Source organism: Paenibacillus marchantiae, from assembly GCF_028771845.1.
Classification (GTDB): Bacteria; Bacillota; Bacilli; order Paenibacillales; family Paenibacillaceae; genus Paenibacillus; species Paenibacillus marchantiae.
The window spans coordinates 582,253-606,766 of sequence record NZ_CP118270.1 but is presented as its reverse complement, the minus strand read 5'-3'; the positions used below and the strand labels follow the sequence as shown (position 1 = coordinate 606,766).

Genomic DNA, 24,514 nt, shown 5'->3' with positions numbered 1-24,514 from the left:
AGGGGAGGGGAGCGGCTATGAGCTTTTTTAGTCGGTTTTTGAAGAGACAGCAGCCGGAAGAGCGGCCGTTGTTTTACGATATCGTATGTCCGTATTGTTTCAGCAAGTTTTCACCGGAGGAGGTTGTGTTCCGTGCTGCACATCATCGCGACGACGATGAGGACTACGCACTTGGGGAAGATGCGAAGCTGAATCGATATCGCGAACGGTTTGGACTGGATACGGTGTTTGATATGGAGGCCGTGCTGGCTCCGCATGATGTACCTGAGGAACATCGCATCTATTCGGATAACATTGTGATGGGACTGAACGATCGTTACGGTGTGGTTACACGGCGCCGGCTGTGTCCACAGTGCCATAACGAGCTGCCTGTCACGGCAGGCAAAGCACCAAGCAATATCATTTCCATTATTGGGGCATCCCAGGTGGGTAAATCCGTCTACATGACTTCATTGATTCATACATTGCAGCATTACACAGCCGATCATTTTGATGCGGCCTGCATGCCGCTGAACGCGGAGATTAGCCGTCGGTTCCGTGCAGATTATGAAGAACCGCTATTCGAGCGGGGCGATCTGTTGGATTCAACGCAGAAGGAGAAGCTGCAGGAGCCGTTTATTTTCCAATTTGTGTTCAAGGATGAAGATAAAGCTCCGCTGACACTGGTGTTCTTTGACGTCGCTGGTGAAGGTATGGTGGAGCAGGACTATCTGGGACTTCACGGGCAGCATATCAAGAACTCGGCAGGCATTCTGTTCATGGTGGACCCGCTTCAGATTCGTTCCATCCGGGACAAAATCCGCATCAACCTCGGCAACGAGCCAGGCGAGTGGACGCCAAGATACGATGAGCCGCGTGATGTGGTGTTAACGATGTTCGGTGACTTTATCGCGTACCAGGACAAAGCCAAGACGAATATTCCGACAGCCGTTGTACTCACCAAAAGCGACATGCTGCATTCCCTCAAGGACGAAGAGGGTGATTACATCAAATCCAACAGTAATGTATTCCGCAACATGGTGCACCGAGACTGGTTTGATCTGACTGAATTCGAAAATATCGACGGGGAGATCCGGCGGTTTATTGAGAAGGTGGACCGTCCGTTTAAAGGCACGATGGATGTGTACTTTAAGGATACGGCTTACTTTGCGGTGTCTGCGCTGGGAAGCAATCCGGTGGATATGAAGCTGCAAGGCGTGGTCAGTCCAATCCGTGTCGATGAGCCATTCCTCTGGCTGCTGTACAAGCTGAAGTACATTGAGGGGAGAGTGGGATGATGCGTTCTTCCATGACCCCGCCAATTGAACAACAGCTGTACACTCGAGAGCGGCGCGGGGTGTTTCGCACAACGGAGGGGTTCGATACGGTTGCCGCATCGCCGGGACTGGACCCTTCTTTTATCAAAAAAGTGCTTCATCCCTACTGCGTCTATGACGCTCCAGCGGAGCTGACGGGCCGGAGTGAGAAGGATGAGACGAAGTTTCCCCCGTCCATTCATCTGCTGCATCTGGAGAGCGGGGAGACGATACTTGGGCAAAATGTGTACCAGTCTGCTGATTTCACCGGGCTGCGCAGCGCTTTTTTCGCCCATAACTATGTTTTGTCTCCCGAACGCTCGGAAGAACAGATGAAGCAAGGCGGCTGGCTGGATGCTGTGTTCGCCACGTCCTATGACATCGAACAAGGCACAGTGCTGCCTGCGCTTACTGAATTGCCACGAGCAGCTGGGGTTGGACAAAGCTCTCCAAGCCAGATCCTTGGCGCTCTGAAAATGGACGAAGTGGTATTCAAGCGTCTGCTCTACGCCGTCATGCAAGCTGTAGCGACACGTCGGAAGGTATATATTGCGCTGGATGTGCCCGCTGAGGAAGTTACAGCTGGAGCCAAGGGACTGCTGCGTTTGTTATATACGGCGCTGCCTTACGCGTTCCGGCGGCAGCTCGGCTTTATGACGTTTGCGAAGGAGCCTCAGGCGAAGAAAGGCATCCACCTCCAGTTTGTGGAGCGGGGCACCCTGCGTCCGAAGGATCGGAATACGGAGAAGGATTTCACCTTTGATCTGGTATCGGGCAGAGTTACCCATGCAGATGCATCTGTGGCGAAGCTTCCTTATGCGGAATTCGCCTGGTCACTGCTGCACGAACCTGCGGCAGCCGATTCATTTTATGCTTTTGCCGATGAGATGCTGTCCGGAATGGAACCTGGACGGGAGCTCTCCATTGAAGCATACGGGGAACTTTCTATGTTCTATCGTCTGGAGCAGGGGATGGAAGAGTTGTATCTGGATAACAAAAGCGATGTCCTGAGTGGGTTGCTCACCTACTTGAAACCGGAAGGCGGAGCACAGCAACGCTCTCGTTTGAACGAGTTGTTCCTGACGTTGCTCAGTCGTGAGCTGGACAGCGTCAAACGGGAGAATGTACCTGAAGAATCGGTTGCAGCACGCATCGGGGAGTATTTCCGGGTCGCTGCGCCAGTCGTACAGTCCCGAATCGTGGATTATTTCATCTATGGTGTTAATAACGCCCGTTCGCAGAAACGTATGCGTGCCGTGCAGGAGCTGTATGGCTTGCTGGATCGGGACAGCCTGTTAAGCCGTGCTTTCTTCGACAAAGTGCTGGCGAACGAATCACTGACCAAGCTGCTGTTCGAGCCCTATCTGGATAATCAGCTGAAACGCACGGAATCAGCCGCCGATGTTGTGGAAGTGATCCAGAGATGGATTACATCTCACCCGTCTGCCATCCACAATAGTTTCTTGCTGGAACGGACAGCAACCGAGCTGCGTGAACGTTTGTGTTCTGCGCCCAACCCTGTTCAGTCTGCCAATGAGGCACTTAAGCGGGTTAGTGTATTGGATCGTGTACCAGTTGCAGGCTCCCTAGACACGGGTATTACCGCCCGGATTGGACAGTCTGGAGCTTCAGTTCGCGCTAACCGGAAAGGTGGACCTGGGTCCGCTGTCCAACCACCAGCGTATCAGGAGGATTTAACCCGGCTCGCAGATAAGCTGGCTTACGTCATTAACTTGTTTATGATTCAGGATCTCGATCTGGAGCGGGTTAACCGTGAACAGCTGTTAAGCATTGATATTTTGTTGCACGGAAACGAGGTTCGGGACTGGGCTGCTCGCCAGGGCTCAGATGTATCTGCGCGTACAAACATGATGCTGGCAGCGAGAGCATGGCTTAGCGGTGAGGGGAGTGACGAAGAGGAGCTGGAATCCCTCTCTTTGGCCGAACGTAATGAGCTCCAGCGCTGGACGCGTCGCTGGCTTGCCGGAGAGCTTCGTGATCGCCCAGATACGGCTGCATTTGAAGCACTGCCGCTGGCTTTCTATCGCGGTGGCAGCGGCAGCAACAGACTCGATTATCCAGGCCTGATTGAATTTATCTATAGTAGTTCAGGACGTACAGAAGTGTTGTATCAATTTATGGAGTGGTCGGGGACTCAACGCTTGTTTATTCGCGGCTCTAACGCACATAAGGGATACTCGGATGCAATCGTGGCCTATTTCAAGGCCCATGATCGCGAAGCTTTTAAGTCAAAGTCAGCTTTCAAACCCTATTATGCCAGAGCAAGCAAGACGATGAAGCCGGCCTACGACCGCGCCAAAACAGAGTTGTCTTCCCCGCTGGTACGCATGCTGACAGGTAAAAGGAAGAACCTTTTTCTAGGATCGGTTATTGTCATTCTGATTATTGGTATTGCTGGAGGCACGTACGCTTTGATGAGCGATAAGGCGGAGACACCTGAGGCATCACCTCCACCGACACAGGAGCCCGTTGTTCCCGCTGAACCGGAGGTGGAGCTCGCTGAACAGATCGCCTACCTCGTTCCTGCATCCAAAGCGGACGACGGTTCAAAGACGCCTGCCCAGTTGGTGATCCGTTACAGAGACGAAACGGACAGCAACGCTTTGCAAACGGACACTCTCCAATGGAACTTGAAAGATGGTACTACACAGAAGCTCAATGCTGAGGGTGAATGGGAGAGTTTCAACCGAAATGAGGAGCCGGATGGCGAAGGTACAGCTGGTGACAGCTCAGAGGGTACGTCTGAAGGAAGCTCTGCAGGTTCTTCTACCGATAAGGCGGACGATACTCAGCCGAGCGGAGAAGCCGAGCAAGGGGCAGATTCAGCCTCAACGGGGGATACCACTTCAAATCCCGCAGCAGGCAGCACATCGACGGATGCCGGTACTGGCACAGCCTCTGACACTACGGATGAAGGAGCTACACAGGGAGATGCAGGCGGCACGCCTTCAGATTCGTCTCAGTCTAAGGGAACAGAATCATCTTCAGTGGAAAATCTGACTGTTGCTGAAGCAGATCGTCTGTATCCCTATGGGCACCAAGTGGAGCTTCCGGCCGATTTTAATCTAAAGGACATCGTGAGTATCCAGAGTGGAACGCTCGTGATCAACCTAGTCCCGGAACCGAAGCTCTAAGCGGCATTAATTGAATATATTATTAATGGAATACAGCCACCTCGAAGAATTTCGTAGGGGCTGTATTTTTGTTTTTGCTCAATTGATGGGGAATGACATATACAAAATGAATCAATATAGGTCTAATTTTCACAATTCGGACACATTATTAAGATGTTGGGCAAGGATGAACATACGCAAAGCGATGAAATGCACGTACACGATGAGAAAAGCTCTCACATAAAGTGCGAAAAATTTGAACGATTTCTAGTAAAACACTTCAAAAATAGCTTTCAACTATCAAGGAGTTTGGTATTTACTGTTGACAAATGATAATGATTATCAGTATCTTTAGAGTATAAGATCTTGTTGCGCCGGAAATACGCTGAACTACAATTTCGTTTTCGTTGTCATAGCCGGAATACATAACCGGGATAAATGAGAGAGGGATGATCGCATGTTTCGTCTGGAGACGTCCAAGTTGGATATCGCTTATGAGGAAAGACTGATTGTTGAAGATCTGAATATTCAAATTCCCCAAGGAAAAATTACAGCACTTGTTGGAGCCAATGGTTCAGGAAAGTCTACCATCCTGAAAACAATGGCACGGATCATGAATCCAAAAGCAGGTAGTGTATTGCTCGACGGGAAGTCCATCCATAAGCAGTCCACGCGTGAAGTAGCCAAGCAGCTTGCGATTTTGCCACAAAATCCAACAGCTCCTGAAGGACTTACCGTAACCGAACTTGTGTCCTACGGACGGTTCCCATATCAAAAAGGTTTTGGTTCGATGCGTGCTGAAGACAAACGCATGATTGAATGGGCTATCGAAGTGACAGGCATGACGGAGTTCCATGATCGTCCAATCGATCAACTGTCCGGTGGACAGCGTCAACGTGCCTGGATTGCCATGGCTCTTGCACAAGAGACAGATATTCTGTTCCTGGACGAGCCAACAACGTTCCTGGATATGGCTCACCAACTTGAAGTACTGCAATTGCTGGAGCAACTGAATGCCACAGCAAACCGTACAATCGTTATGGTTGTGCATGACTTGAACCATGCTTCCCGTTATGCGCATCACATGATTGGTATTAAAAAAGGTAAAGCCATCGCTACAGGTTCACCTGTAGAGGTTATGAACTCCGATGTGCTTCGCGAAGTATTTAACATTGAAGCTGATATCGTGATTGATCCTCGTTCCGGTGTACCGCTCTGCTTGCCTTACGCCCTTGCGGGTGAACGTCAGCAATCAGCACCTCCAGAACAAGTGCTCATGAACAGTGCAATGGTTCATGCTGGAGGACGGACAGAGCAACGCGTTCGTCACGCGACAGGAAGTTAATGAAACGGGCCATATGTGGTCCTAAACTATAGAATGAAGCCGCTGTGCGTTATGCACGCGGCTCATTCGCATTCTAGGAGGTCTACAGGAATGGGAGCAATCAACTACACCTGGTTACAGCAATATGGACGAATAACAACCGGGACGATCGATGAATCGGTCTTTGGCATGCCTTTGACGGCATTGAAACATCCGAAGCAGGCCAAGCTTATGCTGGAAGCTTATAATGAGCATCTTCGGGCCGATTCTCTTCGCTCAGCGGCTGTTTATTTCATGCATTCGGTTCGTGGCCTGATGATTGGGGTGACGAAGGCAGAGCGGCAAGAGCGGTATGATGCTATTTTGGTTGCGAAGTCAGGCTAAAAAGGTATATGTCCATGTCGATGGACAAAATTTGATTCTACGTATGAACTTGGGCAGGGTTTAATCGCAGATTTGGTAATTGACCGCCTCAGGTCTATAATATAGAGACAGGCTGTGTGCCGCATGCTTATTCGGTACAGTACATACAGCAGCCCAACCTACATCTTACTCATGGGAGGAATCAGTCATGTCCGTATATTCGTATCAGGCGGTAACGACCGCAAATCAGGAAGTTTCACTCGATTTGTATCAAGGCAAAGTGTTGGTGATTGCCAATACAGCCAGCAAGTGTGGGCTGACTCCACAATACGGTGAATTGCAGAAGCTCTATGATCGCTATCGTGATCAAGGCTTGGTTGTATTGGGATTCCCTTGTAACCAGTTCGGAGGCCAGGAGCCGGGTACCAGTGAGGAAGCAGAATCATTCTGCCAAATCAACTATGGCGTTAATTTCCCGGTGTTTGCCAAGGTCGATGTAAATGGTGAAGATGCGCATCCATTGTTCAAGTATCTGCGTGAGCAGCAACCTGGTGTTGGCGAAGACAATAACATCCAATGGAATTTCACCAAATTCCTCGTGAATCGTGAGGGTGAAGTTGTAGGGCGTGTTGAACCAAAAGAATCCCCTGAAGCCATGACTGCAGAGATTGAAAAGCTGCTTGGCGTATAAAATAAACGAAGAAGCCTGCCTCCATATTGGAGGATAGGCTTTTTTTGATACAATTTTTTAGTGCAAATATCCTCTTCATATAAGTGTCTCCTCAGTAGTTACTACGCTTATTTTGAGCATAAACCAGCCATAAGCAGGGAAAACTGAAGTCAATGGAGATTGAGTCGATGACTCGCTTGATCGTAAATAAACCACATCCGAAAAATTTATTTTGATTAACCCCTTGCAATGTGAAAAATATCACATTATAATAAGTGTACAAAGTGAAATAAATCACATAATCAGCATTCATTTAGAAGTGAAATATTTCACAACCACAATGACGTTAAATTCAATTTTTTATTTATATACTCCAAGGGGGAACCTTATAATGAAAATCGCAGTTATCGGATGTACACATGCAGGAACCGCAGCTATCGTTAACACCGCCAAATTGTACCCGGATGCTACCATTACAGTGTATGAGCGCAATGACAACATCTCCTTCTTATCATGTGGCATTGCGCTTTATGTAGGTGGCGTGGTGAAAGATCCAGATGGATTGTTCTATTCTTCGCCAAACCAACTGGCCGAGCTCGGTGTCGTTACCAAAATGCTTCATGAAGTGACGTCAGTAGATGCTGCGGGTCACAAACTTCAGGCTAAAAACTTGAAAACTGGGGAAGAATTCGAAGATACCTTCGACAAGCTGATCGTGACCACGGGTTCATGGCCTGTCGTACCGAAGCTGGAAGGCATCGAGATGGACAACATTTTACTTTGCAAAAACTACAACCATTCCAACACGATCATTGAGAAAGCCAAGCATGCCAAACGCATTACCGTGGTAGGAGCTGGATATATCGGCATTGAGCTGGTGGAGGCTTTCCAAATGAACGGCAAGGAAGTTACACTGATCGATAGCGTGGACCGGATCTTGAACAAATATCTCGACCCCGAGTTCACGGATGCCATTGAAGAAACGTTGACCGGACACGGCATCAAGCTGGCGCTGGGCCAAACGGTACAGAAATTTACCGGAGAGAATGGCAAAGTGAACAAGGTCATTACATCCAAAGGAGAGTTCGAGACAGATCTCGTTATTCTGTGCATTGGTTTCCGTCCAAATACCGAGCTGCTCAAAGGCCAAGTGGATATGCTGCCGAACGGCGCAATCATCGTGGATAAATATATGCAAACCAGCCAAAAAGACGTCTTCGCTGCTGGAGACAGCTGTGCAATTCATTACAACCCAACCGGCAAGGCAGCGTACATTCCACTGGCAACCAACGCAGTGCGGATGGGAACACTCGTAGCACGGAACTTGGTTCGTCCTACGACACGATACATGGGTACACAAGGCACATCAGGTATTAAAATTTATGAGCAAAATATTGCAGGTACAGGTCTGACGGAAACATCTGCTGCGGATGAGGGTCTGGTCGTTGAAGCTGTAACGCTTGAAGATGCTTACCGTCCAGAGTTCATGCCAACGGCAGAGAAGCTGCTGCTCAAAGTAATCTATGAACAGGCTACACGCCGCATTGTTGGTGCGCAGGTGATGTCACAGGCTGATCTGACACAGTCGATCAATACGATCTCTGTCTGCATCCAGAACAACATGACGGTGGATGAGCTGGCCTTCATCGACTTCTTCTTCCAACCACATTACAACAAACCGTGGAACTTCCTGAACTCGGCTGGTCTTCAGGCGTTGCCTCTAGTAGAAGTAAAAACACCAGCGATGGTATAACCATATTATCTGAGAACTGCCGCATTCATTATGCGGTAGTTCTTTTTTTATTTTTTCTGCACACCAAGCAACATACAACGGAAATATTAAAATGTAGTTTTCAGACTTTGTGATAAAAGTAACAAACCTCTTGAAACCTTCGCGATACAATGAATATATCAACCAAACAGGTTGAATTATGATGTTCATGAACTGTGAAGGAGAGGATCGTTATGGCAGCAAAAACACCTCTTGAGGTTGCACAATATACGGTGTATACGGGGATGAAGAAAGCTCAAAATCCGGTGTCCTCCGTATTGATACTCAGTTTTCTGGCAGGCGCTTTTATCGCGCTTGGATTTCTGCTGGATATTCGGGTTATTGCTTCTGCTCCGGCCGAATGGGGCAGCTTGGTTAATCTGATTGGTGCAGCAGTGTTCCCGGTAGGTTTAATATTGGTGCTGATTGGCGGCGGGGAACTGCTGACAGGTAATATGATGGCTGTTCCACTCGCGACGATTGCACGTAAACTGTCCGCAGGCAACATGTTGAAGAATCTCACCTTAGTAACGATAGGTAATTTCCTTGGGGCGATCTTTGTGGCCTATGCGTTTGGGCATGTGCTTGGTCTGACGGCAGAGGGGGCTTATTTGACCAAAGTGGTGGATATGGCTGGACACAAGCTGGACGACAGCTTCCTTCAGGCTTTTATATCCGGGATCGGGTGTAACTGGCTGGTAGCTCTCGCGGTTTGGTTGTCTTATGCATCGGATACGATGAGTGGAAAAGTATTGGGCATATGGTTCCCAACGATGGCCTTTGTAGCTATTGGATTCCAGCACGTTGTCGCCAACATGTTCCTGATTCCTGCTGCGATCTTTGAAGGGCATTATTCGTGGGGACAATACGTCATGAATTTCATTCCGGTATGGCTTGGCAACCTGACGGGAGGGGCGCTGTTTGTTGCAGCTGCTTACTGGATGGTGTACCTGCGCAAGCATGAGCCGGAAGTGAAGCCTGAGGTGGCCATGGCGGCGGCCCAGCCTGTGGAAACGGAAGCCAGACCGATGTGGAGCAAGCAGGCGTAGCGGAATTTTGCCGAGTAATTGAGTAGCGTTGTAAACGTGGTACAAGTGCGAAAACGAATGAAAAGACGAGTGCAAAGTAAACAGGAGAGGCGATTCTGATCTCGTTCAAGTCATGGCTGTCTGCTGTGATGGACGGGAGAGGAATCGCTTTTTTTAATGTAAAAATATCCACGCAAAATAAATTCGCCATGACAAGGTTCGGGGGAACGAAACCTGTTCATGGCGAATTTCGGGAGTGGTCCATGATATGGCATGAGGAGGAAGTGGGGAAACACTAGCCTAATGCCTTATTTTTAATTTACCCCTGAATTTCGAGATTGAATCAAAGGGAAAAAAGATTTTTTTGAAAAAAATTTGGAGCGGTTGTGGCGGTAAAAAAAAGACTGTTCTCTTTACGCGATTACCAGGAAGAAGATATGATATGAGGATAGCTTTGAAGGGGGAGGGACTTGTATATGATCGATCAGGAGAATGGCGTATTCCCGGCAGTTTGCCCGCTCGATTGTCCGGATACTTGCGGCCTGCTGCTTCATAAGGAGAACGGTAAGATCGTGAAGGTAGCGGGCAATCCGGACCATCCGATTACAAAAGGCGCCATCTGTAACAAAGTCCGAAATATGACGGAGCGGGTGTATCACCCCGAGCGGCTGCAATATCCGATGCGACGCATCGGAGCCAAGGGCGAAGGCCAGTTCGAGCGAATCAGTTGGGACGAAGCCATCGGCGAGATTACGGCGAAATTTAGTTCGCTGGCAGATACCTACGGACCGGAGAGCATCCTGCCCTACAGCTTCTATGGAAACATGGGCATTCTTGGTGTGGACGGCATGGATCGTCGATTTTTCAATGCATTAGGTGCGAGCAAGCTCGAACAGACCATCTGTAATGCAGCGGGAAATACCGGGTGGAAATATACGATGGGTGCGAACCGGGGAACCTTGCCCGAGGATACAGAGCATGCGGATGTCATTCTGGTGTGGGGAGGCAACATCGTCAGCACCAATATGCATCAGGTTGTTCTGGCCGAGAAAGCCCGCAAAAAGGGCGCCCAAATCGTCGTTATTGATGTCCATCGCAATCGGACCGCCCAATGGGGAGACTGGTCCATTCCACTCTACCCCGGTACAGACAGTGCATTGGCACTCGGATTAATGCATGTACTGTTCGAGCAGGGCCTGACGGATGAGGCTTTTATGCAAAAATATACCGTCGGCCATGAGGCACTGCGTGATCATGTCCGCAGCTACACCCCGGGGCGCGTTTCGCGTATTACAGGCGTGCCGGAAGCGGACATCGTGAAGCTGGCTGAGCTGTATGGCAATGCGCAGGCAGCTCATATTCATATCGGCAATGGCCTACAGCATCACGACAACGGTGGCATGAACGTACGCAGCGTAGCCTGTCTGCCTGCCATTACAGGCCAGTGGCTAAAGCGCGGCGGTGGTGCCATTCGTACCAACAGCTACGCGAGCACGAATAGCGATGCGCTGGAGCGTCCGGAGCTGCGACAAAACCCGGAGCCGCGCGTGGTGAACATGAACCGGATTGGCGAAGCGCTGCTGGAGGCGGAGCAGCCGATCCGGGCGTTGATGGTCTACTGCAGCAATCCACTGGTGGTGGCACCAGATACCGAGCGGGTGGAGCGAGGTTTTGCACGGGAGGATCTGTTCACGGTAGTCCATGACCTGTTCATGACGGATACGGCAAAATACGCGGATATTGTGCTGCCTGCGACATCTTCATTTGAAACGACGGATCTGTATACGTCCTACTGGCATCAGTATGTTCATTTGCAAGAGCCAGTCATTACGCCTTTGGGTGAGAGCAAGAGTAATGTTGAATTGTTCTCTTTGCTTGGACAGGCGATGGGGTATGACCCGGAGATTTTCGGTGAGACACCGGAACAGATGATCGAGGAAGCACTTCAGGGTACGGGCAATCCCTACATGAACGGAGTAACCTTGGAAGGGCTGAAGCAGCATCATTTCGTCAAGCTGGATATGTCTGCACATGACTCCTATTTGGATCAGTTGCCCACGCCTTCGGGGAAAATCGAGCTGTATTCGGAAACGATGGCACAGAAGGGACTGCCTCCGTTGCCTACGTATAGTGCACTCGTGGAGGGGTATGACGGGGAAAACCCGGCTGGACCTGCGGATGTTTATCCGCTGATGTTTCTGTCGCCGCCAAACCATAATTTCCTGAATTCCACCTTTGCCAATTCGGCCAAACATCAACGTTTGGAGAAGATGCCATTATTGCAAATGCACCCAGAGGACGCCTCTCACAGACAGGTGGAAGACGGGGATGCGGTGGTCGTATGGAACGACCGTGGCCGGATCGAGCTAACCGCCAAAGTGAGTGAATCCATGCTGCCAGGAACGGTGATTAGTCAAGGCTTATGGTGGGATGGTAATGGCAAAAAACAGCGGGCGAACTCGCTCACGTCTAATCGTCTGTCCGACATGGGGAATGGGGCTACATTCTTCTCGGCCACTGTCGAAGTGAAGCGTCAATGAATGTGCTTGCAGATCGGATCTTTTCAGGTAAGATGAACAATGGATAGATCGTAAGCAGAATGATAAAGAGCAAGATTCGGAATTCAAATTTCTAAATTCTAAATTCAAGTGGCCTTCGCTCTGGCTAATTATGCCGTCAGGGCAAGGGTCTATTTTTTATGGCAATATGCTTTTTGAAGGCACTAAGGAGAATAAACAAGATGATGAGATGGCTGGATACGTATCCAAAAGAAGTGAAAATATTTTTGCTGGCAAGTTTGGTCAATGCGACAGGCAGTGCCTTGATGTGGCCGCTGACCACGATGTATGTATTTGACGAGCTTGGACGCACGATGGCGAACGCGGGGTTTGTTATTCTGATCCAGTCGCTGGGCGGCATCTTCGGGCAACTGCTCGGCGGTGCATTGTACCACCGGGTGGGCGTCAAGAAGCTAATCATCGGATCGCTGGCGTTAAATGCGGTAGGGCTGTTTGCTCTGCCGTGGATTAGTGCGTATTGGGTTGTGTTTATATGTGCCATGGGCTGGATCGGCCTGTTCAGTTCATTGTCGCTGCCAGCGATTCAAGCCTTTATTGGCTTCCGGTTTGCGGAGCGACGTGGGGAATTGTTCAATGTGATCTATGTCGCCAACAATATCGGTGTGGCAATTGGTACAGCGCTCAGTGGTTTTCTGGCTGACTTTTCCTATCACCTCAGCTTTGTACTGAACGGGGTGACCTCCGCCGGGTTTGCGATTTTCTTCTGGTATTATCTGTCGCGGGCAGAACCGGATCAGGGCGAAGTACATCTGACCAAACGCAAAACGGTTCCCGATGGGCCGGGCGTCTGGGCGCTACTGGGCAACACCAGGTTATATCTGTTCATGAGCCTGGGCGTGCTGTTCCTGCTATTCGGTAATTCTATCTGGAATACGGGTGTGTCTCCGTATATTATTTCCGAGGGTATGGAGAAAAGAATGTACGGTCTGCTCTGGACCCTGAACGGGGTGCTGATCTTTGTGGGACAACCCTTCACCAATTGGGTCAAGCGTACGATGGCCCGTACATCGACTGCTCAGATGACTGCAAGTGCGGTGTTCTATGGCATGGCCTACATCGTCATGATCACCATGTATAGCTATCCGGGTATGGTGCTTGCAATGGTACTGGCTACCTTTGGGGAAATGCTGATCTCACCTGCTACGCCGGCATTCATCTCAGAGCATGCCGGAAGAGCGGCACCTTTCTACATCGGGATCTCCGGTGGTATCGGTGCGGTTGGACGGGTTATCGGGCCGTATGCAATGGGGGTCATGTACGACAAACAGGGACTGATTCCTGTAGCGTGGCTGGCGACTGGCACGGCGGTTATTGCGGTGCTTGGTTTTGTACTGCATGCGGTGCTGAACCGCAACCGTGAAGTGAAGGAGTACGGATTGGACGCTTAGCTTTTTCTGATTGAGTGCTATGAGGGAGGAAGAGGACAGATTGGAGTGGAGGGGCAAAGAAAGCCGTTTTAATCTGTCGGATCATCCCGTAGATGTAGATTGACAAAAAAATCTTTTTATGCTATAATTTACATATAAAAACATTCCGTATATACTAAGGTTCTCCTGGCCAGGGGGGAATCTTATTTTTGTTTGTACGGGAGGATGAAATATGAAGCAAAATGAGTCCAGCATCACATCCTTGATTTCGGCTTTTGGCCGAGCCTACCACTGCCAGTACGATACACCTCTTATTTTCGATGATTATATAGCTAAAGAGCTTATTACTCCGCAAGAGTTTGCGGGTATTCGCGAGAATATGATTCAAGGTATCCATTTTTTCAACCCGGACATGGCTCACCTGATCAAGGACGACCCGGATACGATTTTAAAATGGATTACTCAGGTACAGTTATCTCCAATAACACTGGCTCGGGCTGCTTATTGTGAGCATGTAATGCTGCATGAAATCACGCTGGGATTGAAGCAGGTTGTCATTCTTGGCGCAGGGATGGATACGTTTGCTTTGAGGCATCCGGAACTGGAGGACACTCTAGAACTATTTGAAGTGGATTATCCAACTACACAGCAATTCAAGCGGGAGCGTCTGAACCAGGCCAAGTTGATCATGCCGGACAATCTTCATATGGTGCCAATGGATTTTACTCATGAACCTTCGTATGAACGTTTGACTGATGAAGGCTTGAAGAAGCAAAAGACATTGGTTACTCTGTTAGGCGTTTCGTATTATTTGACCAAAGAAGATCTGTCTAACTTGCTGCGGCATATATTTTCGGATCTTCCAACAGGGAGCTCCATTGTGTTGGATTATGCAGATGAGCATCTCTTTGAGGAAAAAGGAAGGTTTAACCGGGTTGAAAATATGGTTAAGATGGCTGCAGTGGGGGGCGAGCCGATGCAATCCTACTTCACTTACGAGGAGATGGAGCGGTTATTGGCGGATGTGGGACTTCTTATATATGAGCATCTATCGCCAGAAGACATACAGGATCGATATTTCAGCAATCGTACAGATGACTTATCTGCCTTCGAAACAAACCATTTCATCCATGCGGTCAAAAAATAAAATCCTATTCCTGCTGTGATTATCACAGATTAGGATCTGAATAAGAAAGGGATGTCCCATAAGTCATTGAACATGACGGGGACATCCCTTTTTAGCGTTAGTACTGTTTAACGAACTGAGCGCGTGTTATTGGCGCCAATTTCCACAGGTCTGTGGTTTAACGAAACCAAGAGACGTTACTTCCGCACCTACCCAAACTGGGCTTGATGTAATCGGCTATACGAGCCCTGACGCGCCAGAAGTTCATCATGGCTGCCTTGTTCGGCTACGCCACCGTTCTCCACAACCACAATGCGATCCGCGTGTCTAATCGTTGCCAGTCGATGGGCGATGATTAGCGTTGTACGTCCTTGTGCCAGCTCGGATAAAGCCAACTGAATGGCGGCTTCCGTCTCGGTATCCAGTGCGGAGGTCGCTTCATCCAGAATGAGGATCGGCGGATTTTTCAAAATCATGCGAGCAATGGATAGACGTTGCTTCTGTCCTCCAGACAATTTGACGCCCCGCTCACCAATTAGAGTATCGAGTCCTTCCGGTTGAGATTGTACCAGCTCTTCCAGTTGGGCCCGGCGAATGGCTTGCCAGATTTCTTCATCAGGTGCATCCAGTTTGCCGTAGGCAATATTTTCACGGATCGACCCATCAAACAGGAAAATATCCTGCTGCACAATTCCGATATGGGAGCGCAGCGACTCCAGTGTCATATCTCTTACCGGAATCCCATCAATAGAGATGTGCCCCGCATCCACATCGTAAAAGCGTGGAATAAGACTGCACAGCGTAGATTTGCCTGCACCCGAAGGTCCAACCAGCGCTACCGTTTGTCCTGCCTTAATCTCCAGATTCACCTGATCCAAGGTTGGTTTGTGTTCCCCATAAGCAAATGAAACGTCATGGAAGGCGATGTCGCCTTTCACATGTGGGATGGATTTGGCTTGTGGTGTATCATCCACATCGGGCTCGGCTTCCAGCAGCTCCAGGTAACGTCTGAATCCAGCGATGCCTTTGGGATACGTTTCGATGACGGAATTGATCTGCTGAATCGGTCCAAGAAACACATTGGATAACATGACAAAGGCAATAAATTCTCCGTAGGTCATGCTGCCCTGAATGACAAACCACGTACCGCACACCAGTACAAACAGCGAGACAAATTTCATCAGAATGAAACTGAGCGAGGAATTCCACGCCATAATCCGGTAGGTGATCAGTTTGGTAAGACGGAAGCGTTCATTATTTTCGACAAAACGTTTCACTTCATGCTTTTCATTGGCAAAAGCCTGTACTACACGAATTCCGCTCACATTGTTCTCTACGCGTGCGTTATAATCTGCAATATCCGCAAACATACGCTTGAACGCTTTTGACATTTTGCGGCTGAAATAGAGGGAAAGGAAGATCATCAGTGGTACGATGATGAAGGTCATTACAGCCAGTTGCCAGTTGATACCCAGCATAATGCCGAAGGCTCCAGCCAACGTCATCAGGGCAATGAACAGATCCTCGGGTCCATGATGCGCAATCTCACCTATATCCATCAGGTCATTGGTCATGCGAGAGACGAGGTGCCCCGTCTTGTTGTTATCGAAAAAGCGGAAGGATTGTTTCTGCACACGTTGGAACAGTTCCCGCCGCATATCGGATTCGATGTTAATACCCAGCTTATGTCCCCAGTAGGTGACTGCATAATGGAAAAAGGAACTGAGCAGATAGATGCCCAGTAATCCGGCACAGGCTGATAAGATCATGGACCAGTTGCCTGCGGGAAGCAGCTGATCGACAACTTTGTTTACAGCCAAGGGAAACGCAAGTTCCAGCAGTGCAGCCAGAATCGCACAGGAGAAGTCCAATATAAAGAGTCCCCGATAAGGACGATAATAAGCCATAAAACGGCGAAGCATATGTAGTCACTCCTCTCTCTAACGCAAAAGCCCAGGCAGGCTGATCGGCCTGTCCGGACATTACGTTTCTTCCTATGAAATGATTATTGAATCCATCCTCTTATTTACGATTTTGCTGTGCACGTTCTACGATCATATCAGCGAATTCTTCAGCCTGACTCTGAATTGCAATCGGATCGAAGTACCAGTAGCGATCTTCCTGTAATTCGTACACCTGATTGTTCTTCACAGCCGGGAGCGATTGCCAGATGGAATCACCTTGGTAATTTTTATTGTTTTCCCCTACGGTCAGGAAGATATGGTCTCCTGCATAATCACCAACGACTTCACGCGATATCTCTTTCCACTGGGTATCACCCATCAGTTCTTTCTTGGTGATTTCGAGTGGTGTAAGTTCCAAAGCGCGATAAACGGCTTGTCCACCGCGACCAAAGTTGTCTCCATAGCCATAATAGCTCTTGTCTGATACTTCGAGGATGGAGAAGGTTTCCTCCGGTTTAATGACTGCTTTTACTTTGGCGCGAGCGGCTTCAATACGTTCGTCGTACGTTTTCAGCCAGGCTTCCGCTTCTTCGGATTTGTTCATGAGTTCTCCGAAGCCTCGAATTTCATCCTCTACATTGGTAAACGTGCCGTAGGGAATGACCACGGTAGGTGCGATTTTTTGATAACTCTCAATTTCTTCAGCTTTATCAGAGTAGGTAATGATCAGATCCGGGTCCAACGCGACGACCTTCTCCAAGGATACGGCACCCCGGTCGCCAATATTCTCTATGCCCTCCACTTGATCGGCGTAGAATGGATTTTCCAGATAATATTTAATAGAGCCAACGGGCTTTACACCAAGTGCGAGCAGATCACTTACGTACATATCCGTAACAATCCGTTTCGGTTCAGCCGGTATTTCCACATCTCCACTTAATGACTTGTAGATCCGCGTAGCACCCGAAGAATCGGTATTAGTTTCGGTCGAACTTGTAGTCGATTCTGAACCCGCCGCTGTTGGTTCCGTTGTGCCGGAACCCGTACCGCTGTTACAGGCAGCCAGAATCATGATGATGGCGAGCATGAGCAGCAAGCCGGAAAAGCGTTTTTTTGCAGCAAACATATAATTGTTCCCCCTGTGTATATAATCAATAATGATTATTATTCTCATTACTAACATAGAGGATGACGTAACATTTGTACATGGACATCTATGATGACTAATGCATGGACAGATGTGATGTCAGTTTGTGCATGATGTGCTGAAATTGCTCCATAACCGAGATGGGGTCGAATCCATAAAACATATCCGCATCAATCTCGTACAGGCGCCCTTCCCGGACCGCACTCAAGGTGTTCCAGGACTCTTGAGCAAACAGCTTGTCCACAGCATCCTGCTCTGAAGATTCCCTGGCATAATCAATAAAAATATGATCTGCAGCGTACAAATGAATTTCATTTAGCGGAACATGGATGTAACCTGTGAGTAGTTGTCCATCCTTCTTCATCCGTGCAGGAGGGGTGAAGCCCAGCGATTGATACAAAATATGAGAAGCTCTGCCCCATCCGTGACCATAGATGTACGCTCCACTCTCACCAATCATGAAAATGCATACTGCTGAACCCCGTTCACCTATGATCTGATCGAGTGTACGATTGGCCTCTTGCTGAAGCGTATCATAATGGTCTAACAGCGCACGTGCTTTGGCTTCCAGACCCGTGATACGTCCCAAATGGATGAATTGCTCCTGCCAGTCAAGTTCCTCAAAAGGCATCAAAATCGTTGGTGCAATCTGCCGTAATTCATCCATGCCGGAATGAGGTGCATAACCAAGGATGACATCGGGATGAGCGTCTGCGATTAGATCCGGATGATTAATCAGATCATGCTCATAACACTGAATAAGTCTACTTTTCATCCATCCTGCAACGGCACCCAGATGCGGGATGTGGCCCAGTGCGAGCAAGGAAGCGGTATAGTTGTATGTAAGACTTGCGATTTTTTTTGGCGTTCTCCGATAGAGAGTCGGTGCACAACCTACCGTTTGTTTAAATTTTCGACTTAAATAAAAGGTATCCCTGTATCCCGTCAACTGCGCAAGCTCTTGCAATGTGGGATTGGCAAACAGCAGGTGTTCCTGGGCAATTCGAATTCTTAACCGGGTAACATACTCCACAAACGTAAGTCCGGTGTACTTCTTGAATTCTCGTGAAAAATGCTCTGGACTCACATTAACCTCTCTCGCTAATTGCTCACGTGTAAAAGAATGAGTAACTCTTTCATGGATACGCGCGAGGACGATGTCCAGCCAGGAATGATCTTCATGAGCCAAACGCACAGCGTGATCTCGCAACGTATCCAGCAGCTGATAAAACAGCATATGAGGTTTGAATGGTCCCGACTCATCGCGTTTCGAGCTGGACTGAACCAATTCGGAGATCAGCTCGGCAATAAGGCGGCTTGTAACGGGAACAGGATGTCCGAATGGCCAGAGCCTTTGTTCGTTATCTGCAAAATCAAAGGCCATTGCAATACCCTGAACGGGTGAAAGGGAACCACGCTTGCTTTCATGCTGAAGCAGGGTTCCAGCTTGGCGTACGATAGCAGAGCCGGTATTTACCATCAATTGACCATTCGAACTGATCAGTCTTGCCTGACCAGAGGTGATGACATAAAGAACGTGCTTGCTGCTCCACAGCTCATCGATACGGGAGAAGGCTTCCCGATCATGGAGCTGCACCAGATGACACAGCTTGAACATTGCCGGAGGCACGTTTGTGATTTGCTGCAAGCGGCCGGGGGTGTTCAGGGATGATTTATGAAAGCTTAGATCCAGATTGCTCATAACTTAATGGACTCCTTATAGAGGATTGGACTAATAAGCAGTATAATACCACAAAGGTGTAATGGGGACCCCGCGAATCATTCCCTTCACATATTTCTGTGAAAAATGGATAAAGAGGTTGAAATCGCTATCAACACCGACTATAATGAAAATGTCGAAACGTTTCAATCTATGGTTTACAGGCGTGTTCATTGTGATTTATAATGAATTCTTCCTCTTGTCCAATATTGAAATGTTGTCAATCGACCAAGCTATATGTACAATTAAAGGGTATATGATTCAGCAGTGATGCTTAAAAGACGTGAAGAGAAATTTTTTTTGAAAACACTTCGAAACGTTTCGATAAATGAGAATTGATGCCATTTCTAATGGATAATGCATAGGAATGAGTGGTTGTTGCAACCATTTACAGTATAAAATGATAGGTAACAAGAAAGTTAGAAGGAGCGAACGTGGAATGGCAACGATTAAGGATGTGGCAAAGCTGGCAGGCGTGGCGCTCTCGACCGCTTCCTATGCACTGAATGGGGACAGCAAGGTAAGTGCCAAGACCAAGGCAAAAGTGCTGGCGGCAGCACGGGAACTGAATTATCGCAAAAACGGCTTTGCCATGGACTTGAAACGGAGCCGGACGAACACGATTGCGTTGATTCTTACAGATCTGTCGGGTCCGTATTACTCCGAATTGATTCGCAGCGTACAGGACGTAGCGCTGGCTAACGGATATGATCTGATTGCTTGCAGCTCTATGGGAGGACGCGACTCCACAGCGGTTCGTTTCTTGCGAGAGAAAAGAGTGGATGGTGCTATTATCCTGGCTCATAACATCCATGATGATATCCTGGTGGAATCTGCAGGCGAACGTTTCCCTATCATTGTGATGGATCGGCAACTGTCGAGCAGCCATCTGGTCAACGTGCTGGTGGACGGGGAGCAAGGTGGTTACCTGGCTACACGTCACCTCATTCAGAAGGGGCATAAGACCATCGCCTATATCAGCGGGCCATCCAATTCTTATGATAATGCTCTGCGTTATCAAGGATATTTGCGAGCAATGCAGGAGGCGGGCCTTGAAGAGAAGTCCAAATGGCGTCTAAGCGGTAATTTTGTACGTGAGGGCGGATATAGTGCAACCAAGATGATGGTTATGCAGGGCGAGCTTCCATCTGCTGTATTTTACGGGAATGACGAAATGGCGATTGGTGGACTGAAAGCATTTGAAGAGAGCGGCATTTCGGTACCGAATGACATTTCGATAATCGGGTTTGATGATATTCAACTGTCCGAATATGTTCATCCTCCGCTTACGACGGTGCGGCAGCCCAAGCATGAAGCAGGTTCATTGGCAGGGCATTTGCTCTTCCAGATGCTGAACGGCGAAGCTGTGAATACATCGTATACGTTAACCATTGATCTGGTGGAGCGCGAGTCTGTACGATCGGTACAGGTAGAGTCAGGAAACCAGCCGGCCTAGGAAGTAACTCGCCCTCTTTGAATTAAGAGTTGAATGATGGGGATCACCGTCCGAATTGGCCAGATAAAGGTCATTTCGCAGAGGACCCCTATTCTTTTTCAGATTTATCGAAACGTTTCGATTTTATACTAATTGAAGGAGTGAATAGTATGACAACGATGATTAATGAACCAATCCGGCTGACTGCCGGGGATTTATCCTTTACCTTTTTGAACAGTGGGGACCTGTACCAAGCTAAATCCGGTACGACCATGTTGAATCAATTGCTTAGCAACCAGATCGATGGATCTTTGAATAACCTGTATCTGCGTGTACACGAGGGAGAGAAAATCAGCTCGTTCCCACTGCTGGGTGTGCGTTCGAACAGTAAAGTGATCACAAGCAAAGCGCAATCCGGGAATCAACTGATCTGGGAAGGTACCGTACAGCTTGAAGGCAAAGAACAAGGTATTAGCTATCAGGTTGTGTTTACAGCCACAACGCAAGGCGTCTGGTTCTGGGATGTGAAGCTCACAGGACAACAACATAACGTTGACGTGGTATATGGACAAGATGTAGGTCTTGCTGATCCAGGTGCAGTACGCAGCAATGAAGCCTATCTGTCACAGTACATTGACCATACGGTGTTCGAGGATGAAGCGAAGGGATATGTGGTATGTTCTCGTCAAAACCAGCCTCAGGGCGGTGCTTTTCCTTACATGCAACAAGGTTCTCTGACTAAGGCAATTGGTTACTCTACAGACGGATTCCAATTCTTCGGTCTGTCCTACAAGGAAACAAACCAGCCTGAAAGCCTGAGCCATAATACATTGGCAAATGAGACGTACCAGTATGAATTTGCTTACACAGCATTGCAATCGGAGCGCGTAAGCTTGGATGGGGAAGCCCAAGTGGTCTTCTACGGACTGGCCAAAGCAGATCATCCTGCAGGAATCTCCGCACTGGAATTCGGGGATGAAGTGACTGCAGCATGGAACGAAGTACAAGCATTGACTGTGGAGCAAGGCGAGACGTTGGAACAGGTGAAACTGTCATCCTTCTTGGGTGAACCACTTGCTGCGCTTGATTTGACACAAGATGAGATTAATGATCTGTTCCCTGATCGCCATCAGGAAGAGCGTAGCGGTGATTCGCTGTTATCCTTCTTCACGGGCAGTTATGAACACATCGTCCTGAAAGCGAAAGAATTGCTCGTAGAGCGTCCGCACGGCCATATCCTGATGAGTGGTGGCAATGTACAGCTTGGTGCGCAGGTTATTACGACGACATCGTATATGTACGGTATTTTCAACTCACAACTCGTTATTGGTAACACCAATTTTAATAAAATGATCAGTAATGCCCGCAACGCATTGAACGTGCCGAAGACGGCTGGACAACGCATTTATGTGGAAATGGATGGACAATATCGTCTGCTGACGATGCCTTCCCTGTTCGAGATTGGCTTCAACTATGTACGTTGGATCTACAAAACCGAATCGGATACCATTATCGTGACCAACTACACTGGAGCACACACCACTGAAGTGAGCATGAACGTACGCTCGACAAGTGGCAAAGCATATCGTTACCTGGTAACCAACCAAATTACGATGAATGTAAATGAATACGAGTATCCGCTGCATATGACGCAAGATGGCAACACGCTGATCTTCAAGGCTGATCCGCAAGCGATTAGTGCTGGAACGTATCCTGACCTGCAATATCGCATGTCGGTGGATGGAGCAGCCGTAAATGTTGGGGACGAAACGTTGCTGGCGAGTGGCATCCGCAGTGGATCTGCATCGCTGGTTACACTTAGTCTGGAAGAGAGTGCAGAATGGACGCTGAAGGTACAAGGCGTATTGGAAGGTCAAGCTAACGAAGCAGCCGGTTCTGTAGCAGTAGGATCCAGCCTTACTTTTGAAGAGGAAGTTCAGGCGTACCGCGAATTCTTCGCAGGTGTAATGAACGGTTTCCGTTTGTCTCGTGGGGAAGGCCAAAGTGCAGACGATCTGTTCAAAGTGAACGCACTGGCTTGGTGGTACACACACAACATGCTGGTTCACTATTCCGTGCCTCACGGTTTGGAGCAGTACGGCGGTGCCGCATGGGGTACTCGGGATGTATGCCAAGGTCCGGTTGAATACTTCATGGCAACGCAAAAATACGAGCAGGTTCGCGATATCATCAAAATGGTATACACCCACCAATATGAAGATGATGGCAACTGGCCGCAATGGTTTATGTTCGACAAGTATTTTGCAATTCAGCAGGAAGAGAGCCACGGTGACATCATCGTATGGCCGCTGAAAGTGCTGGCGGACTACCTGACAGCGACTCGCGACTATGCGATTCTGGATGAGAAAGTGCCTTATACCGTTAAGCACAGCTTCGGATTCACGGAAGAAACAGCGACTGTATTGGATCACGCGAAAAAAGAGATCGAATATATCCGCTCACACTTCCTGCACGACACATTCCTGTCTTCTTACGGTGATGGGGACTGGGATGATACACTCCAGCCAGCCAATGCACAGCTCAAACAATATATGGTGAGCAGCTGGACCGTTGCTTTGACTTATCAGTCTGTAAATGTGCTCGCACAAGCGCTGCAACATAAAGACGCTGGATTTGCACAGGAGCTGGACGTTCTGGCTCAAGGCATCCGTGAAGACTTTAATCGTTACATGCTGGGTACAGATGTGATCCCAGGTTTCGTATACATGGAAGAAGCAGATCAAGCGAAGCTGATGCTTCACCCAACAGATACGGAGACAGGCATTCAATATCGACTTCTGCCGATGACGCGCAGCATGATCGGTGAATTGCTGAATGCAGAACAGGCAGAATCGCATTATGCGCTGATTCGTGAACAGTTCCTGTGCCCGGATGGGGTACGTCTGATGAATCGTCCAGCTCAATATGCAGGCGGTGTGAGCACTCACTTCAAACGGGCAGAGCAAGCGTCCAACTTCGGTCGTGAGATCGGTTTGCAGTATGTACACGCTCATATCCGTTACGTTGAAGCGATGGCGAAGCTTGGTAAGACGGATCAGGTGTGGAATGGTCTTGCCATGATTAACCCGGTTGGCATCGGCGAAGTTGTACCTAATGCCGAGATTCGTCAGGCGAATGCGTATTTCAGCAGTTCCGACGGTAAGTTCAATACGCGCTACGAGGCGCAGGAGCATTTTGATCAACTACGCAAAGGAACAGTACAGGTGAAAGGTGGATGGAGAATCTACTCCAGCGGCCCTGGAATCTACATGAACCAACTGATCTCGAACGCACTTGGCATTCGTCAGGAAGGCGGAGATCTGGTTATTGACCCGGTATTGCCGGTTGAGCTGAATGGCATGCAATTCGAATTTGAATATGCAGGAGAGCCAGTAACATTTATCTACCATCTGAACGAAGGTTCGGTTAACCGTGTAACGGTAAATGGCAAGGACATCCGCACCGAGCAAACGGCGAACCGTTACCGTCAAGGTGGGGCTCGTATCTCGCTGGATGAGTTCAAACAAGCGCGTAATGCTTCGGAGCGCACGATTGTTGAAATTTATATGTAAATTTAATACAAGCTCGATGTTTCACTAGAGTGGAAGGTCATCCTCCTTAACAGGCAGGGTGACCTTTTTTTATTTGAAA

15 protein-coding genes are annotated in these 24,514 nt (G+C 48.6%); 12 read left to right on the top strand and 3 right to left on the bottom strand.

Annotated elements, in window-relative coordinates; all coding sequences use genetic code 11:
• The first annotated feature begins 17 nt into the window (after positions 1–17).
• From PTQ21_RS02860 to PTQ21_RS02815, 10 genes are all read left to right on the top strand, one after another.
• On the top strand, positions 18–1,277 hold the full coding sequence (locus PTQ21_RS02860) for a TRAFAC clade GTPase domain-containing protein (RefSeq protein WP_024632789.1): 1,260 nt from the start codon (positions 18–20) through the stop codon (positions 1,275–1,277).
• On the top strand, positions 1,274–4,450 hold the full coding sequence (locus PTQ21_RS02855; RefSeq protein WP_274568757.1) for a GAP1-N2 domain-containing protein: 3,177 nt from the start codon (positions 1,274–1,276) through the stop codon (positions 4,448–4,450). Before PTQ21_RS02860 ends, PTQ21_RS02855 begins: the two co-directional genes overlap by 4 nt.
• Before the next feature lie 436 nt (positions 4,451–4,886).
• On the top strand, positions 4,887–5,774 hold the full coding sequence (locus tag PTQ21_RS02850; protein ID WP_063566910.1) for an ABC transporter ATP-binding protein: 888 nt from the start codon (positions 4,887–4,889) through the stop codon (positions 5,772–5,774).
• A gap of 90 nt (positions 5,775–5,864) precedes the next feature.
• Positions 5,865–6,137, top strand: a complete 273-nt coding sequence (locus PTQ21_RS02845; protein ID WP_063566911.1) for a hypothetical protein — start codon at positions 5,865–5,867, stop codon at positions 6,135–6,137.
• Between the two features lie 187 nt (positions 6,138–6,324).
• Positions 6,325–6,807 (top strand): glutathione peroxidase, encoded by a 483-nt coding sequence (locus tag PTQ21_RS02840; RefSeq protein ID WP_063566912.1) that lies wholly within the window; start codon positions 6,325–6,327, stop codon positions 6,805–6,807.
• A 370-nt stretch (positions 6,808–7,177) separates the two neighbouring features.
• Entirely contained in the window at positions 7,178–8,539 is a 1,362-nt protein-coding gene (locus PTQ21_RS02835) for an FAD-dependent oxidoreductase (protein WP_274568756.1), read from the top strand.
• 212 nt (positions 8,540–8,751) lie between these two features.
• Positions 8,752–9,606: a formate/nitrite transporter family protein gene (locus tag PTQ21_RS02830; protein WP_269053980.1), complete on the top strand. Its 855-nt coding sequence runs from the start codon at positions 8,752–8,754 to the stop codon at positions 9,604–9,606.
• A 455-nt stretch (positions 9,607–10,061) separates the two neighbouring features.
• Positions 10,062–12,125, top strand: coding sequence for a molybdopterin-containing oxidoreductase family protein (locus PTQ21_RS02825; protein WP_274568755.1), 2,064 nt, complete (start codon positions 10,062–10,064; stop codon positions 12,123–12,125).
• A 203-nt stretch (positions 12,126–12,328) separates the two neighbouring features.
• Positions 12,329–13,552 (top strand): MFS transporter, encoded by a 1,224-nt coding sequence (locus PTQ21_RS02820; protein ID WP_063566966.1) that lies wholly within the window; start codon positions 12,329–12,331, stop codon positions 13,550–13,552.
• Between the two features lie 211 nt (positions 13,553–13,763).
• Positions 13,764–14,678, top strand: a complete 915-nt coding sequence (locus PTQ21_RS02815) for a class I SAM-dependent methyltransferase (RefSeq protein ID WP_274568754.1) — start codon at positions 13,764–13,766, stop codon at positions 14,676–14,678.
• Positions 14,679–14,866: 188 nt separating this feature from the next.
• On the opposite strand, the gene PTQ21_RS02810 is transcribed toward PTQ21_RS02815, so the two are convergent.
• The 3 genes from PTQ21_RS02810 to PTQ21_RS02800 form a co-directional block, all read right to left on the bottom strand.
• Positions 14,867–16,579 carry an ABC transporter ATP-binding protein gene (locus PTQ21_RS02810; protein WP_090808981.1) on the bottom strand — a complete coding sequence of 571 codons (1,713 nt, stop codon included), beginning with the start codon at positions 16,577–16,579 and terminating at the stop codon, positions 14,867–14,869.
• Between the two features lie 100 nt (positions 16,580–16,679).
• Positions 16,680–17,687: an ABC transporter substrate-binding protein gene (locus PTQ21_RS02805; RefSeq protein ID WP_063566919.1), complete on the bottom strand. Its 1,008-nt coding sequence runs from the start codon at positions 17,685–17,687 to the stop codon at positions 16,680–16,682.
• 97 nt (positions 17,688–17,784) lie between these two features.
• On the bottom strand, positions 17,785–19,410 hold the full coding sequence (locus PTQ21_RS02800) for an ABC transporter substrate-binding protein (protein WP_274568753.1): 1,626 nt from the start codon (positions 19,408–19,410) through the stop codon (positions 17,785–17,787).
• Positions 19,411–19,867: 457 nt separating this feature from the next.
• Here PTQ21_RS02800 and PTQ21_RS02795 point away from each other — a divergent pair, with 457 nt between their 5' ends.
• On the top strand, positions 19,868–20,884 hold the full coding sequence (locus tag PTQ21_RS02795; RefSeq protein ID WP_063566921.1) for a LacI family DNA-binding transcriptional regulator: 1,017 nt from the start codon (positions 19,868–19,870) through the stop codon (positions 20,882–20,884).
• A gap of 149 nt (positions 20,885–21,033) precedes the next feature.
• The gene (locus PTQ21_RS02790; RefSeq protein ID WP_274568751.1) at positions 21,034–24,435 is read left to right on the top strand and encodes a GH36-type glycosyl hydrolase domain-containing protein; all 3,402 of its coding nucleotides are present in this window, start codon (positions 21,034–21,036) and stop codon (positions 24,433–24,435) included.
• The last annotated feature ends 79 nt before the right edge of the window (positions 24,436–24,514 follow it).